Annotated in this window: 18 protein-coding genes; 11 read left to right on the forward strand and 7 right to left on the reverse strand. The window is 68.9% G+C overall.

Translation table 11 applies throughout. The features are described from left to right. Positions 1-1,061, forward strand: a 1,061-nt coding sequence (locus tag ACLFOB_RS10065) for an excinuclease ABC subunit UvrC (protein ID WP_410925998.1), incomplete at its 5' end; no start/stop codon positions are given. A gap of 77 nt (positions 1,062-1,138) precedes the next feature. Here ACLFOB_RS10065 and rpe read toward each other — a convergent pair. The 7 genes from rpe to ACLFOB_RS10100 all read right to left on the reverse strand — a co-directional run bounded on the left by rpe (position 1,139) and on the right by ACLFOB_RS10100 (position 6,155). After that, complete coding sequence (gene rpe / locus ACLFOB_RS10070; RefSeq protein ID WP_410925999.1) at positions 1,139-1,822, reverse strand: ribulose-phosphate 3-epimerase; 684 nt, start codon at positions 1,820-1,822, stop codon at positions 1,139-1,141. A 51-nt stretch (positions 1,823-1,873) separates the two neighbouring features. Then, a complete protein-coding gene (rnhA, locus tag ACLFOB_RS10075; RefSeq protein WP_410926000.1) occupies positions 1,874-2,329 on the reverse strand; it encodes a ribonuclease HI in 456 nt (151 codons plus the stop codon). After that, complete coding sequence (locus ACLFOB_RS10080) at positions 2,322-2,924, reverse strand: class I SAM-dependent methyltransferase (protein ID WP_410926001.1); 603 nt, start codon at positions 2,922-2,924, stop codon at positions 2,322-2,324. Before ACLFOB_RS10080 ends, rnhA begins: the two co-directional genes overlap by 8 nt. Next, positions 2,921-3,382, reverse strand: coding sequence for a DUF3429 domain-containing protein (locus tag ACLFOB_RS10085; protein WP_410916978.1), 462 nt, complete (start codon positions 3,380-3,382; stop codon positions 2,921-2,923). The genes ACLFOB_RS10080 and ACLFOB_RS10085 overlap by 4 nt, the downstream gene beginning before the upstream one ends. 97 nt (positions 3,383-3,479) lie before the next feature. Next, entirely contained in the window at positions 3,480-4,436 is a 957-nt protein-coding gene (gene ispH, locus ACLFOB_RS10090; protein WP_410926002.1) for a 4-hydroxy-3-methylbut-2-enyl diphosphate reductase, read from the reverse strand. A 674-nt stretch (positions 4,437-5,110) separates the two neighbouring features. Continuing rightward, entirely contained in the window at positions 5,111-5,557 is a 447-nt protein-coding gene (locus ACLFOB_RS10095; RefSeq protein ID WP_410916980.1) for a YqaA family protein, read from the reverse strand. 22 nt (positions 5,558-5,579) lie between these two features. Then, on the reverse strand, positions 5,580-6,155 hold the full coding sequence (locus ACLFOB_RS10100) for an NYN domain-containing protein (RefSeq protein WP_410916981.1): 576 nt from the start codon (positions 6,153-6,155) through the stop codon (positions 5,580-5,582). A 103-nt stretch (positions 6,156-6,258) separates the two neighbouring features. On the opposite strand from ACLFOB_RS10100, the gene folK reads away from it, so the two are divergent. The 10 genes from folK to rnc form a co-directional block, all read left to right on the forward strand. Further along, positions 6,259-6,864: a 2-amino-4-hydroxy-6-hydroxymethyldihydropteridine diphosphokinase gene (folK, locus tag ACLFOB_RS10105; RefSeq protein ID WP_410916982.1), complete on the forward strand. Its 606-nt coding sequence runs from the start codon at positions 6,259-6,261 to the stop codon at positions 6,862-6,864. 80 nt (positions 6,865-6,944) lie between these two features. Then, the gene (gene rpoZ / locus ACLFOB_RS10110) at positions 6,945-7,301 is read left to right on the forward strand and encodes a DNA-directed RNA polymerase subunit omega (RefSeq protein WP_410916983.1); all 357 of its coding nucleotides are present in this window, start codon (positions 6,945-6,947) and stop codon (positions 7,299-7,301) included. Positions 7,302-7,326: 25 nt separating this feature from the next. Then, a complete protein-coding gene (locus ACLFOB_RS10115) occupies positions 7,327-9,489 on the forward strand; it encodes a RelA/SpoT family protein (RefSeq protein ID WP_410916984.1) in 2,163 nt (720 codons plus the stop codon). A gap of 15 nt (positions 9,490-9,504) precedes the next feature. Next, positions 9,505-10,173 carry a DUF2062 domain-containing protein gene (locus ACLFOB_RS10120; protein ID WP_410916985.1) on the forward strand — a complete coding sequence of 223 codons (669 nt, stop codon included), beginning with the start codon at positions 9,505-9,507 and terminating at the stop codon, positions 10,171-10,173. Between the two features lie 35 nt (positions 10,174-10,208). Beyond that, a complete protein-coding gene (locus ACLFOB_RS10125) occupies positions 10,209-10,961 on the forward strand; it encodes a pyridoxine 5'-phosphate synthase (RefSeq protein ID WP_410926003.1) in 753 nt (250 codons plus the stop codon). Between the two features lies 1 nt (position 10,962). Continuing rightward, the gene (locus tag ACLFOB_RS10130) at positions 10,963-12,468 is read left to right on the forward strand and encodes an alpha/beta hydrolase (protein WP_410926004.1); all 1,506 of its coding nucleotides are present in this window, start codon (positions 10,963-10,965) and stop codon (positions 12,466-12,468) included. Between the two features lie 121 nt (positions 12,469-12,589). Beyond that, complete coding sequence (locus tag ACLFOB_RS10135; RefSeq protein WP_410917086.1) at positions 12,590-12,976, forward strand: hypothetical protein; 387 nt, start codon at positions 12,590-12,592, stop codon at positions 12,974-12,976. A gap of 154 nt (positions 12,977-13,130) precedes the next feature. Further along, positions 13,131-13,541: a holo-ACP synthase gene (acpS, locus tag ACLFOB_RS10140; RefSeq protein ID WP_410917088.1), complete on the forward strand. Its 411-nt coding sequence runs from the start codon at positions 13,131-13,133 to the stop codon at positions 13,539-13,541. An 80-nt stretch (positions 13,542-13,621) separates the two neighbouring features. Next, a complete protein-coding gene (lepB, locus tag ACLFOB_RS10145; RefSeq protein WP_410926005.1) occupies positions 13,622-14,458 on the forward strand; it encodes a signal peptidase I in 837 nt (278 codons plus the stop codon). Beyond that, a partial coding sequence (gene rnc / locus ACLFOB_RS10150) for a ribonuclease III (RefSeq protein WP_410926006.1) occupies positions 14,455-15,125 on the forward strand: 671 nt, incomplete at its 3' end. The genes lepB and rnc, both read left to right, overlap by 4 nt.

A 15,125-nucleotide genomic window follows, 5' to 3' on the forward strand; every position in this document is an offset into this window, starting at 1 on the left:
AGGGCGGGCAGGCCTGCGTGCAGGTCTTCTTCATCCGCGCCAACCAGAACTGGGGCAACCGCGACTTCTATCCGCGCGTCGGCCCGGACGTGTCCGAGGCGGAGGCGATGGAGGCCTTCCTCGGCCAGTTCTACGACAACAAGGAGCCGCCGCGCCTGATCCTGCTGTCGCACCCGATCGAGAACACGGACCTGATGCAGGAAGCGCTTACCGGCAAGCTGGGCCGCAAGGTCGAGCTTGCGGTCCCGAAGCGCGGCGAGAAGGCCGAACTGGTGGAGAGCGCCGCGCGCAACGCCCGCGAGAGCCTCGGCCGCAAGATGGCCGAGACGGCGACGCAGGCGAAGCTTTTGCGCGGGCTTGCAGAGGCGCTGGACCTCGACGCGCCGCCCCGCCGGATCGAGGTCTACGACAACTCGCACATCATGGGCACGAACGCCGTGGGCGCGATGATCGTCGCCGGCCCCGAGGGCTTCGAGAAGAGCCAGTACCGCAAGTTCAACATCCGCGGCGAAGAGCTGACCCCCGGCGACGATTTCGGCATGATGAAGGAGGTGCTCACCCGCCGGCTCAAGCGGCTGCTGAAGGAAGATCCGGACCGACAGTCGGCGGCCTGGCCCGATCTGCTGCTGATCGATGGCGGAGCCGGGCAGGTGAGCGCGGTGCAGGGCATCCTGAACGAGATGGGGGTCACGGACCTGCCGGTTGTGGGCGTGGCCAAGGGCATCGACCGCGATGCCGGCAAGGAAGAGTTTCACCGCCCCGGCCGACGGCCCCTTGCCCTGCGGCACGACGACCCGGTTCTCTATTTCGTGCAGCGGCTGCGCGACGAGGCGCACCGCTTCGCCATCGGCACGCATCGCGCCAAGCGAGCCAAGGCCGTGGCGGCGAACCCGCTCGACGAGATCGCCGGTGTTGGCGCCTCGCGCAAGCGCGCGCTGCTGGCGCATTTCGGATCGGCCAAGGCGGTGACCCGCGCCGACCTGGCGGACCTCAGGGCGGTTGAAGGGATCTCGGACGCGCTGGCGGAGCGCATCTACGCCCATTTCAACGAGGGCACCTAAGCGGGCGATTTTTCGATCGAAAAATCGCTCCGCGACTTACGCAAGCTTCCGAAGAATTTTCGATCGAAAATTCTTCTTCAGGCCCAGACACCTTCGGTCGCGGCACGGATCGCGCGAATGTTCTCGCCGTAGGGTGCGGGGGCGGATGCCGACCCACCACGGAAGACCGCCGAGCCTGCAACAAGAACGTCTGCCCCCGCCTCGACCACGCGGCCCGCCGTCTGTGCGTCCACGCCACCGTCCACCTCCAGGTGAATGGGCCGGTCGCCGATCATGCGCTTGAGCTGCGCGATCTTGGCAACCTGGCTCTCGATGAACTTCTGCCCGCCGAAGCCCGGGTTCACCGTCATCACGCAGATCAGGTCCACCATGTCGAGCACGGGCGCCACCGCCTCGGCCGGCGTGCCCGGGTTGAGCGCGACACCGGGCTTAACGCCTGCCGCGCGGATCGCCTGAAGCGTTCGGTGCAGATGCGGCCCGGCCTCGACATGCGCGGTCAGCATGTCGGCGCCTGCGTCGGCGAAGGCCTCGATGTAAGGATCCACCGGCGCGATCATGAGGTGCACGTCCATGACCGTCGTGATGTGGGGGCGCAGCGCCTTGCACATGGCAGGCCCGAAGGTGATGTTCGGCACGAAATGCCCATCCATCACGTCGACGTGGATCCAGTCCGCGCCCTGCGCCTCCGCGGCACGGCATTCGGCGCCGAAATTCGCGAAATCGGCGGCGAGGATCGAGGGGGCGATCTTGACGGCGGGCATGGCAGCGACTCCTCTGGGCTGGCGCCGATATAGGGGCGGGGGCGCCCGCTGTCAGCCCGCCTTGAAGGGCGCCATGCCCTCGCGCGCCAGTTGATCGGCGCGCTCGTTCTCGGGGTGGCCTGCGTGCCCCTTGACCCATTCCCAGGTCACGTCGTGCCGGCCCTGAGCCGCGTCGAGCCGCTGCCACAGTTCGGCATTCTTCACGGGCTTCTTCGCCGCGGTCTTCCAGCCGTTTTTCTTCCAGCCGTGGATCCAGCCGGTCACGCCATTCTTCACATAGGCGCTGTCGGTCACCACGGTGATGGTTGAGGGGCGTTCCAGCGCCTCGAGCGCGGCGATGGCGGCCATCAGTTCCATGCGGTTGTTGGTGGTCGCGGCTTCGCCGCCCTTCAGCTCGCGCTCCTTCAGCACGGTCTCGCCGTCCACGGCCCGCAGCAGCACGCCCCAGCCGCCCGGACCGGGGTTGCCCGAACAGGCGCCGTCCGTGAAGGCGTAGAGTTCAGGCACGGCCGGTGAGCACCACGAAGGTTTCCTCGGCACCGGCCAGCCCGCGGCCGTTTCCGCGCCGTGTCCTCAGCACGGTGAAGCCTGCCTGTTCCAGCGCATCGCGCAGCTCCGCCTCGCTGTAGTAGGCATAGAAGCGGCCCAGCGAATCCCGTCCCTCGCCCTCTCCGAGTTTCATGCCAAGGCTCAGCGCGCCGTGCGCGCGCAGGGCGCGGCGGATCCGGCGCAGGTGGCCGGGAAACGCCCTGCGCGGTGCATGCAGCAGGCTGAAGTTGGCCCAGACGCCGTCGTAGCGCGCCTCGGCCACCAGATCCTCGAAGGGGCCGACGGCCACCTCAAGCCCGTACGCGGCCGCAGCATGCCGTGCCATCTCGCGCGATGCATCCGTCGCCTCGACCGAAAACCCCTCTGCCGCGAAGCGCGCGGCCCAGTGCCCGGGCCCGCACCCGAGGTCGAGAATGCGCCCGCCGGCCGGCAGCAGGGCCACGAAGGCGGCATGGTCTTCTTCCTGGTCGGTGTTGCTGCTGTGCGCGAAGCCGCGCGCATAGTCATCTGCCGCCTTCGCGTAGGCGCGCATCGTCTCGCCGTCCTGGCTCATGCGATCGCCACCACGCCAAGACAGATCACGACGATCACCGTCAGCAGGAGCCGCAGGGGCATCCACCACGCTGGCGCGAGCCCCTGCCGCGCGAACAGCCAGTCGAGCCCCAGCAGCCCCGCGAAGCCCGCCATCAGGCTGATGGCCGCGGCGCCCGAACCGCCCCCGGTCGTGAAGAAGGCCCAGAGCGCGGGGATTACCGACAGCGCATAACCGGTCGCGGCAACCCGCCCGCCGGCCTTCGTGGAGAAGCCCCACAGCACGCCCGACATGAACGACAGGATCACCGCGCCGTAGAAGAGGCTGACATAGGGCCCCACGAAGCGCGGCCCGAGCGCGCGCAGGCCCCAGGCCTGCAGCGAAGGGTCGAGCACGGTGGCGGCGCCCCAGACGAAGGGAATGAGCCCGGCGAGGCCGAGGAGCAGCGGGGCGCGGGGCACGTCGGAGAGACTCTGCATGGTGCGGGTTCTAACGCCTCGCGCGGCGGAGGAAAGGGGACGTGCGGCGCAGTCTGCGCGACCGATTGAACCGCATGTCGGCGGACGCCGGCCCGAATCAGACTCCGGCGGGCTCGCGCAGCACGCGCGGCACCTTGAAGTTGACGTTTTCCTTCGCGGTTTCCACCAGTTCGACCGTCACCTCGTACCGGGCGCGGAAGGCCTCGATCACCTCGTCCACCAGCTCCTCGGGGGCAGAGGCGCCGGCCGTGATTCCCACGCTGCCGATGCCGTCGAGCGCGCGCCAGTCGATGTCGGCTGCCCGCTGCACCAACTGCGCATAAGGACAGCCCGCGCGGCGCCCGACCTCGACCAGTCGCTTCGAGTTCGACGAGTTCGGCGCCCCCACCACCAGCATCGCGTCGCAGTGCGGCGCCATGGCCTTCACCGCCTCCTGACGGTTGGTCGTCGCATAACAGATGTCTTCCTTGTGCGGTCCCACGATGGCCGGGAAGCGCGCCTTCAGCGCAGCGACGATCCCTGCCGTGTCGTCCACCGAGAGCGTGGTCTGCGTGACGAAGGCGAGCTTTTCGGGATCGCGCACCTCGACCCGCGCCACGTCCTCGACCGTTTCGACGAGCAGGACCTCGCCCTCCGGCAACTGGCCCATGGTGCCCACGGTCTCGGGGTGGCCGGCATGGCCGATCATGATCATCTGCAGCCCGTTGGCGTGATGCCGCTCGGCCTCGATATGCACCTTGCTGACCAGCGGACAGGTGGCGTCCACGAAGAGCATCTCGCGCCGCGCCGCCTCGGCAGGAACCGCCTTGGGCACCCCGTGGGCGGAAAAGATCACCGGCCGGTCGTCGGGGCACTCGTCGAGTTCCTCGACGAAGACGGCGCCCTTCGCGCGCAGCTCGTTCACGACATGGGCGTTGTGCACGATCTCGTGTCGGACGTAGACGGGCGAGCCCCATTTCCCGAGCGCCATCTCGACGATCTGGATCGCGCGGTCCACGCCGGCGCAGAAGCCGCGCGGCGCAGCGAGGTAGAGAGTGAGGGCGGGCTTGGTCATGCGGGCCTCCGGTCCTTTGTCCAGACCTAATCGCCCATGGCCGCGCGGTCCAGAACCTCGACGCCGCCTGCGAATTTTCGGCAGGAAATTCGCAGGCCGCGCGCCGCGCCGGCAAGAGAAAAAGCTTCGTCAGAAGGTTTTTCGGCGGATCGGTGCGCAGGCGGAGGCGAATCGCCCGCCGCGGCCGCATCGCGCCTTTTCCGTCTCGTGCGCGGAAAGCGGCGATGCCGGCCCTCGGAGTGACGCTTCCGGGGCCCGCGCTCGACCAGCCGCTGGCCGCAGAGCGGCATCTGCCCCACCCCGACCCCGCCCCCTGCCGGGCCGTGGCGAGAGCATCCGCAGGGACGACTGCGCCGGCTGCCACGGCGCGGCGCCTCCGGGGCAAGGCGGACCGGCGAAGCCCGGGGCCCGGCGGCGTTCTGCCCGCTCCGCCCCATTATGAAACAGGCCACACCTGGCATCGCTCCGACTCCCTTCCGATCGACATCGTGACGCGGGGGCGAAGCTGTGGCCGGCAGCGGCGACCGCCCGAACATGCCGGGATCCGGCGCACTGTTGCCCGGGCGGGAGATCCTGGATCTTCTCGGCTGCATCAAGAGCGCAGGCCGGCCCGCATCGTCGAGGGTCGCGATGCGGTGAGCCGTGATGTCGCGCGCTGCGCGCGCAATGGAGGGTCAGGCGCCAATCGCCGCCGCCGTGCCCCAGGCGAGAACGGCGTAGCGACCGGTCTTGGCCACGGCGACCAGCAGGAGAAAGAGCCCGAAGGGCGTGCGCATCAGCCCGGCGATCACGGTAAAGGCATCGCCGAAGGGCGCCCAGCTCAGCAGCAGCGTCCAGACGCCCCAACGCGCATAAAGGCGCTCTGCGCGCGCCATCTGCGTCTCGCTCGCCGGGAACCACCGTCTGCTCGCAAGCTGCGCACCCCCGCGGCCGAGGATGTAGTTGACCACGGCGCCCAGCGTATTCCCGACCGACGCCACCACGATCAGCGTGGCGACCGGCGCCGCGCCCGCGATCTGCAACCCGGCAAAGACGAATTCCGACTGGAACGGCAGCACGGTTGCGGCGCCGAAGGCCGCCACGAAGAGCCCGGTGAGTTCTGCGGCATCGCTCCAGGTCATGGGCCACAGGGCCGCGCCGGCGCTACTCGTCCGCGTGCGCTGCCCGCAGGTCGCGCTCGCCCTGCTGTTCGCGGGGCGGGCGGCCGATGACATCCTTGAGGTCGTCAAGATCGATGAAGTTGTCGGCCTGGCGGCGCAACTCGTCCGCGATCATCGGCGGCTGGCTTCGGATCGTCGAGACGATCGAGACGCGCACGCCCTGCCGCTGGATGCTCTCCACCAGTGGCTTGAAGTCGCCGTCGCCGGAGAACAGCACCATGTGGTCCATGCGCGGCGCAAGCTCCATGGCATCAACCGCAAGCTCGATGTCCATGTTGCCCTTGACCTTCCGCCGGCCCTGGCTGTCGGTGTATTCCTTGGCCGGTTTCGTGACCATCGTGAAGCCGTTGTAGTGCAGCCAGTCCACCAGCGGGCGGATCGGCGAGTATTCCTCGCTTTCGATCAGCGCGGTATAGTAGAAGGCGCGCAGCAGCTTCCCGCGCCGCATGAATTCCTGGCGCAGCAGCTTGTAGTCGATGTCGAAGCCAAGCGACTTGGCCGTCGCATACAGGTTCGCCCCGTCGATGAACAGCGCAAGCCGTTCGTCCTTGTAAAACATTGCAAAATGCCCTTTTCGTCGGAGTGGCAGCCGCGGTTTCCCGGGCCGAGTGGAAGCCCCCCCGATCGGCAGCCAATTCTGTCGAAGATAGGAGCTTTTCGGAGTGGCACAAGAGCAGGCAGAGGCGCCCGGAGCGGGCTTTGGTGCGTCCGCGGCCACCGCACTTGTCGCGCTCGGCGCAAATGCTCCGTTCGGGCGTTCCATGCCAGTGGAAACGTTGCGTCAGGCGCTTGCGCGGCTGGACGAGGAGACTGGCGCCGATATCCGCGCCAGTCGCATGTGGCGCACGCCGGCGGTGCCTGCCGGGTCCGGACCCGATTTCGTCAATGCCGCCGCGGCCCTGAGCTGGAGCGGGCGGCCGGAAGAGCTTCTGTCGATCCTGCACGCGGTGGAGGCGGAGTTCGGGCGCGTCCGGCGCGACCGGTGGGGGCCACGCACGCTGGACCTCGATCTGCTCGGGGTGGGAGAGCGGGTCCTGCCAGACCGCGCGACCTTCGAGGCCTGGGCCAAGCTGCCGGCCGACCGGCAGGGCCGCGAGGCGCCGGAGCGGCTGATCCTGCCGCATCCGCGGATGCATGAGCGCGCCTTTGTCCTGGTCCCGCTGGCGGAGGTTGCGCCGGACTGGCGTCACCCGGTGCTCGGTCGCTCCGTCGCCATGATGGTCGAGGCGCTTGCCGCGCCGGCGCGTGCGGGGCTCGCGCCGATGTGATCCGATACTTGCGCATTCCGTCGGGACGCTATAAATCACTGGCTTTCCGCTCACCCGCGTTTGCAGGACTGGAGTGCCCAATGGCCCGCGTTACCGTCGAAGACTGCGTCGACAAGGTTCCCAACCGTTTCGAGCTGGTGATGCTCGCCGCGCATCGCGCCCGCGAGATCTCGTCCGGTAGTCCGCTGACGGTGGACCGCGACAACGACAAGAACCCTGTCGTCGCGTTGCGGGAGATCGCTGAAGAGACGCAGCAGGCCAACGACCTGCGCGAACGGCTGATCGAATCGAACCAGTCCCAGATCGAGGTGGACGAGCCCGAGGACGACTCGATGGCGCTGCTGATGGGCGGCGGCGAGCCGGACCGCCCGTCCGAGGACGAGATGCCGGACGAAACGCTCCTGCGCCAGTTGATGGAGGCACAGGGAGAGCGGTGAGGGCGCGCGGACGTCCCTGTCCCCGATGACGGTGCTGGCGGCGGAAGCTCTCGGCGCAGACGAGCTCGTCGCGCTGGTTCGCCGCTACAACCCGCGCTCCAACGGCCGGCTGATCGCCGAGGCGTTCGAGTATGGCCGCGCCATGCACGAAGGCCAGTTCCGCCATTCCGGCGAGCCCTATTTCACCCATCCCGTCGCGGTGGCCGAAATCCTGGCCGCGCAGCAGCTTGACGACGCGACCATCGTCACGGCCCTGCTGCACGACACGATCGAGGACACCAAGTCCACCTATGCCGAGATCGAGCGCCGCTTCGGCGAAGAGATCGCGATGCTGGTGGACGGGGTCACCAAGCTGACCAAGCTGCAGCTTTCCTCGACCGAGACCCAGCAGGCCGAGAACTTCCGCAAGCTGTTCATCGCCATGTCGAAGGACGTGCGCGTGATCCTCGTCAAGCTCGCGGACCGGCTTCACAACATGCGCACCATCAAGGCGATGCGCCCCGAGAAGCAGGGCAGGAAGGCGCGCGAGACGATGGAGATCTATGCGCCGCTCGCCGGCCGCATGGGGATGCAGTGGATGCGCGAGGAACTCGAGGACCTGGCATTTCGCGTGCTCAATCCCGAGGGCCGCGCCAGCATCATGCGCCGGTTCATCACCCTGCAGAAGGAGGCGGGGGACGTCATCCCGCGCATCACCGGCGACATGCGCGTGGAACTGGGCAAGGCGGGGGTGGAGGCAGAGGTCTTCGGCCGCGCCAAGAAGCCCTATTCGATCTGGCGCAAGATGCAGGACAAGCAGCTGGGGTTCTCGCGCCTTTCGGACATCTACGGCTTCCGCGTGATCACCACTTCCGAGATGGACTGCTACCGCGCGCTGGGCGCGATCCATCAGCGCTGGCGCGCGGTGCCCGGCCGGTTCAAGGACTACATCAGCCAGCCCAAGTCGAACGGTTACCGCAGCATTCACACCACCGTCTCGGGCCGGGACGGCAAGCGCGTCGAGGTGCAGATCCGCACCCGGGCGATGCACGAGGTGGCCGAGACGGGTGTCGCCGCGCACTGGTCCTACCGCGATGGCGTGCGCGCCGAGAATCCCTTCGCCGTCGATCCCACCAAATGGATCGCGCAACTGACCGAGCAGTTCGACAGCGAGGAGGATCACGAGAGCTTCCTCGAGGCCGTCAAGCTCGAGATGTATTCCGACCAGGTCTTCTGCTTCACGCCGAAGGGCGACGTGGTGAAGCTGCCGCGCGGCGCCACGCCCATCGATTTCGCTTTCGCGATCCATACCCGGATCGGCTCGGGCTGCGTGGGCGCCAAGATCGACGGGCTGCGGGTGCCGCTCTGGACGCGCATCCGCAACGGCCAGTCGGTCGAGATCATCACTGCGGAGGGGCAGGTGCCGCAGCCCACCTGGCTCGACATCGCGATCACCGGCAAGGCCAAGGCGGCGATCCGGCGCAGCTTGCGCGAACAGGATCGCGCGCGCTTCATCCGGCTTGGCCGCGAGCTTGCGCGCGCGGCCTTCGAGAACGTCGGCAAGAAGGCCACCGACAAGACGCTGGACACCGCCGCGAAGAAGCTGCGCCTGCCCGGGCGAGACGATGTGCTCGCGCGCATGGGTTCGGCGGAACTGACCGCGCGCGAGGTGGTTCAGGCGGTCTATCCCGATCTTGCGCCGAAGGCTGCCGAAGAGATCGACAGCCGCCGCGCCGTCATCGGCCTGGCGCCCGGGCAGAGCTTCGAGCGCGCGCCCTGCTGTCAGCCGTTGCCCGGCGAGCGCATCGTCGGCATCACCTGGCGCGGGCGCGGCGTGCAGGTGCATGGCATCGACTGCGAGGCGCTCGCCGCCTTCGAGGATCAGCCGGCCCGCTGGGTGGACCTGCACTGGTCCACCGGCGCGCATCCGCCAGTCTATACCGTCAGCCTCGATCTCACCATCGGCAACGACGCGGGCGTGCTGGGGCGCATTTGCACATTGATCGGCGAGCAGAAGGCCAATATCTCCGACCTCGAGTTCGTGGACCGAAAGCCGGACTTCTACCGTTTGTTGATCGACGTCGACCTGCGCGACGCCGAGCATCTTCATTCGGTGGTGTCGGCGCTGGAGGCCGAGAGCGACGTGGCGGCGGTGGACCGCTTCCGCGACCCCTCGGCCGCCGGTCCGCCGGAGGCGCGCGCCAGCTGAAGGGAGCCCGCACCCTTGGTCTTCAAACGCCGCGACCGGCGCCAGTGGTGGCGTATCATGGCCGAGGCGCTCTGGCCCCGGGGCGGATGGCGGCGTGCCTTTCTCTATGTGCACTATCGCCTCAACCGGCTGCCCGGCTCGCCCGAGCGGATCGGGCGCGGCATCTGGGCCGGCGTCTTCGTGACCTTCACGCCCTTCTTCGGGCTGCACTTCCTGATGTCGGCGTTCCTCGCCTGGGCGATTCGGGGCAAGGTCGTCGCCGCGCTGCTGGCGACGTTCTTCGGCAATCCGCTGACCTTCCTTCCGATCGCCGTCATTTCGCTCAAGACCGGGCATTTCCTGCTGGGCACCGAAGCCGAGGCCGGCGTCGACGAGTCTCTGTGGACGAAGTTCGCCCGCGCCGGTGCGGACCTGAACCGGAACCTGCAGGCTGTCCTGGACGGGGATCCGCGGGACTGGCAGTCGCTCGCCGTATTCTGGAACGAGGTGATGGTGCCCTATACCGTGGGTGGCCTGCTGCCGGGCGCCGTGGCCGCGACGGCGAGTTACATCCTCATCGTGCCGGTGATCCGCGCCTATCAGAAGCGGCGGGCGGCCAAAATCCGGCAGAAGATCGAAGAGAAGCTGCAGAAGATACGCGCGCACCACGCGGCCGGGGCTGACGCCGGCGGCAGGAGGGAGTAAGTGCTTCGCGTGCACCGGCAAAAAGGACGCACCGCATGGCCCACCCGCATCTGCGCCTCGGCGTGAACATCGACCATGTCGCAACCGTCCGCAACGCCCGCGGCGGTGCGTATCCCGATCCGCTGCGCGCGGCCACGCTGGCCGAGGAGGCGGGCGCCGACGGTATCACCGCGCATCTGCGCGAGGACCGGCGCCACATCTCGGACGCCGACATCGAGGGGCTGACCGGGATCCTCACCGTGCCGCTCAACTTCGAGATGGCGGCGACGGCGGAGATGCAGCAGATCGCGCTGCGCCACAGGCCCCACGCCGTCTGCATCGTGCCGGAAAAGCGCGAGGAGCGGACCACCGAGGGCGGGCTCGAGGTGGCGCAGGACGAGAACAGGCTGGCGCAGTTCATCGCGCCGCTGCGCGAGGCGGGCTGCCGCGTGTCGATCTTCATCGCCGCCGACCGCCGCCAGATCGAGGCCGCCCACCGCATCGGCGCCGAGGTCATCGAGCTGCACACCGGCGCCTATTGCGACGCCCATTCCGAGGGCCGGGACAAGGAGCGCGACGCGGAACTGGCGCGGCTGACCGAGATGGCCGCCTTCGCGCATGAACTGGGGCTCGAGGTGCACGCGGGCCACGGGTTGACCTACGACAGTGTCGGGCCAATCGCCGCGCTGCCGGAGGTGCGCGAACTGAACATCGGGCATTTCCTGATCGGCGAGGCGATCTTCCGCGGCCTCGGCCCCGCGATTCACGAGATGCGGCGCCTCATGGACGCCGCGCGCGCCGGGGCCTGAGATGGACGGTCCCGCGCCCACCACCCCCGCGCCGATCCTGCTGCGCCGCTGGGCCGTCGCCCTGATCGCGGCGCTCGCCGCGCTGCTGGCGCTCTGGCAGCTCGAATCCGCGCGATCCGGCGTCGAGATCGACAGCTTCCGGGTGGGCGAGACGCCGGTGACCCGCTACGCCGAACCCGGCGCCGACGGTTCGCTCGTCGTGGTGGCGCACGGCTTTGCAGGCTCGCGCCAGATGATGCAGGCCTATTCCCTGTCGCTGGCGCAGGCCGGCTATGTCGCCTGGGCCTTCGACTTCGAGGGGCACGGGCGCAACCCCGTGCCGATGTCGGGCGACGTGGACAGCATCGACGGCACCACGCAGCTGCTGATCGACCAGACGCTGTCGGTGGTCGAGGCGGGCCGCGCGCGCGAGGCGCGGGAGGGCGAGGTCGCGGTTCTGGGCCACTCGATGGCGACCGACATCATCATCCGCGCCGCGCTTGCCGACGACGGCATCGGCCCGGTGGTCGCGATCTCGCCCTTCAGTCAGGCGGTGACATCCGAGGCGCCCGAGCGGCTGCTGATGATCACGGGGGAATGGGAGCCGGGGCTGCGCGACTTCGCGCTGCGCGCGCTGCGCATGGTCTACCCGCAGGCGGACGAGGGCGAAACCGCGCGCGCCGGCGATGTCGTCCGCCGCGCGGTGGTGGCGCCTCTCGCGGAACATGTCGCGGTGCTGTATTCGAAGCCGGGGCGGGAAGAGGCGGTGGCCTGGCTGAACGATGCCTATGGGCGCGAGGGCGGCATCTCCGTCCCGCGCACGGGGCCGTGGTTCCTGGTGCTCTTCGTGGCGGTGGTGGCGCTGGCCTGGCCCTTGTCGTTCCTGCTGCCCGAGCGGCGGGTGGAGCGGGAACCGCTCCCGGGGCGGCGTTTCGCCGTGGCGGCGCTCGTGCCCGCCGTGGTCGCGCCACTGATCGCCGTGCCGCTCGACGTGGGTTTCCTGCCGGTGCTCGTGGCCGACTACCTTGCCCTGCACCTGGCTGTCTATGGTGCGCTGCAACTGGCGCTCCTGTGGCGCTTCGGCGTGCCTCTGGGCCGCGTCTCGCCGCTTGCGGGCGGGGCGCTGATCCTGTGGGGGCTCATGCTTTTCGGCTTTTTGCTAGACCGCTACGGCGCGAATTTCTGGCCCACGGCCGAGCGCGGCTGGATCATCCTTGCGCTCGCCATCGGCGCGGTGCCCTTCATGCTGGCCGACGCGCTGATCACCATGGGCGGACAGGCGCCGCTCTGGCAGCGGATCGCGGCGCGCGCGGCCTTCTTCGGCTCCCTCGGCATCGCCCTGGCGCTCGACTTCGAGGGGCTGTTCTTCCTGCTGCTGATCGCGCCGGTGATCCTGCTGTTCTACCTGCTCTACGGCCTGATGGGCCGCTGGGCCGCGCGGTCGGGCGGCGCCAGCGGCCCCGGCCTCGCCCTGGGGCTCATCCTCGCCTGGGCGCTTGGCGTGAGCTTTCCGCTGTTTGCGGGGTGAGGGGCGCAGCACGCCCAATTTCGACAATCCATCGTTGATCTTTTTCGATATCCATGCTGACTTTCCGTTAGGTAAAGTTACTACTACGAATACAAAGGGGACATCCCCGAGGAGGCCGCACATGCCGAAAGTCCTGAGCATCCGAATTGGCGCCGCCCTTGGTGGGGCAGCTCTTCTCGCTGCTTGCGAAACCGCTCCGGTGGAGACGTCGATGGGCGCGTCTGCCGCAGACACAGAGGAGGCCGCCGCGCTCAGCCTCACGGATGGGACATGGGTGACGGAGGATGGCAATACGACCCTCGTGGTCCAGAACGGAACCCCCGTTCGTTGGACGAACAACACCGATGGCGGCACCCCCTACGTCAACGAGAACCTGGAGCTGCGCGGCGACACGCTGCTGGTGGACCGGGGCCGCCTCACCATCCGTGAGGCGAGCGCGGAGCGGCTTGTCGGGCAATGGCGGCTGGGAGATTTCACCAGTCCGATGACTTTCCTGCGCCAAGGCTGAGCGCGCCCAACACCACGGCACCGGACAGCGCAAACCCGCCGCGGCCGCCGCATGATGCGACGGCCGCTTTACGCGTCGCCTTGTAGAGCCGAGGGAGTCTGCGATAGTGCTCATCCAGAGCAAGAGGCGCGCACATGGGCCCCCAGATCCCTTCATGATCCTCGGTATCGGTACGGACCTGGCCAACATCGAGCGCATCGAGCGCACGCTGGCGCGGTTCGGCGACCGCTTCCGCAACCGGGTGTTTACCGAGACCGAGCAGAAGAAGGCCGAGCGTCGCCGCGACACGGCGGGCACCTACGCCAAGCGCTGGGCGGCGAAGGAGGCGTGCTCCAAGGCGCTGGGCACGGGGCTGCGCATGGGCATCGCCTGGCGCGACATGCATGTGACGAACATGACCACCGGGCAGCCGGTGATGCATGTGACCGGCTGGGCCGCGCGCCGGCTGGCCGAACTCACGCCCGAGGGGCACGAGGCGGTGATCCACGTCACGCTGACCGACGATCACCCCTGGGCGCAGGCCTTCGTGGTGATCGAGGCGCGGCCCCTGTCCACGGGGGCCTGATCGCGCCCGGCCCGTCGCTTGACACCTCCCGCCCCCGCGCCCATGAAGCCTGCGATCACGCAGGGGCGGGGAACGCAGGCATGGCCGAGGAAAAGAGCTGGGGCGGCTCGATCGTCGAGACGCTGAAGACGATCGTCTACGCGCTGCTGATCGCGGGCGTGTTTCGCACGCTGTTCTTTCAGCCGTTCTGGATTCCCTCGGGCTCGATGAAGGACACGCTGCTGATCGGCGATTTCCTCTTCGTCAACAAGATGTCCTACGGCTATTCCTATGCCTCCTGCCCGTCCGTCCGCATCCCGGCCGTGGGGCTCGACATCGACGCAGAGGATCTCTGCGGCTGGTTGCAGCGCGGCGAGGGCCGGCTTTTCGGCGGAGAGCCGCAGCGCGGCGACGTGGCGGTCTTTCGCCACCCCGTGACGGGGCGCGACTTCATCAAGCGGATCGTGGGCCTGCCGGGCGACCGGGTGCAGATGCGCGAGGGGCGGCTGGTGCTCAACGGCACGCCGGTCGAGGTCACGCCCGACGGCACCTTCGAAGAGATCATGGCGCCGCAGGGACCGCAGGGCACGCGCCCGCGCTGTTCCAACGCGCCCGTGGGCAATGGCGCGGTCTGCGAGAAGGAAAAGTTCATCGAGACTTTGCCGAACGGCACCTCCCATTCGATCCTCGACATCGGGCGGCAGGCCTCTGACGACACGCCGGTCTACACGGTGCCCGAGGGGCATTACTTCATGATGGGCGACAACCGCGACAACTCCTCCGACAGCCGCGTGCCGCAGCAGGTGGGCGGCGTGGGCATGGTGCCCTATGCCGACCTGATCGGCCGCGCCGACCGGGTGATGTTCTCTTCCGCCGGCCGCTCGATGCTGTTCTTCTGGACCTGGCGCGGCGACCGCTTCTTCGAGAAGATCGAGTGAAGCTGTCGGCCGAGCTGCGCGCCTTCGAGGGGCGGATCGGGCACCGCTTCGCCCGCCCCGCCCTGCTCGTGCAAGCGGTGACGCACGGCTCCTTCGCCAGCCCCGGCCGCGAGGACAACCAGCGGCTCGAGTTCCTGGGCGACCGGGTGCTGGGCCTGGTGATGGCAGAGGCGCTGCTGGCCGCCGATCCGCAGGCCACCGAGGGGCAACTGGCCCCCCGCTTCAATGCGCTGGTGCGCAAGGAGACCTGCGCCGAAGTGGCGCGCGCCGCGGGGCTGGGCGAGGTGCTGCGCCTGGGCCGGTCGGAGATGATATCCGGCGGGCGGCGCAAGCTGGCGCTGCTGGGCGACGCGATGGAGGCGGTGATCGCGGCGGTCTACCTCGACGCGGGCCACGATGCCGCGCGCGACCTGGTGCTGCGGCTCTGGGGCGATCGTATCGGCCGGGTCGATGCCGACGCGCGGGATGCCAAGACCGCGCTGCAGGAATGGGCGCAGGCCCGCGCCATGCCGCCCCCCGCCTACGTCGAGGTCGCGCGCGAGGGGCCGGACCACGCGCCCCGCTTCACCATCGAGGCCCGGCTGGCGGACGGGAGCACCGCCCGCGCCGAGGCCGGCTCGAAACGGCAGGCCGAACAGGCGGCGGCGAAGGCGCTGCTGGAGCGGGT

It is taken from the genome of Rhodosalinus sp. (assembly GCF_046542825.1).
In the GTDB taxonomy this organism is placed as follows: domain Bacteria; phylum Pseudomonadota; class Alphaproteobacteria; order Rhodobacterales; family Rhodobacteraceae; genus Rhodosalinus.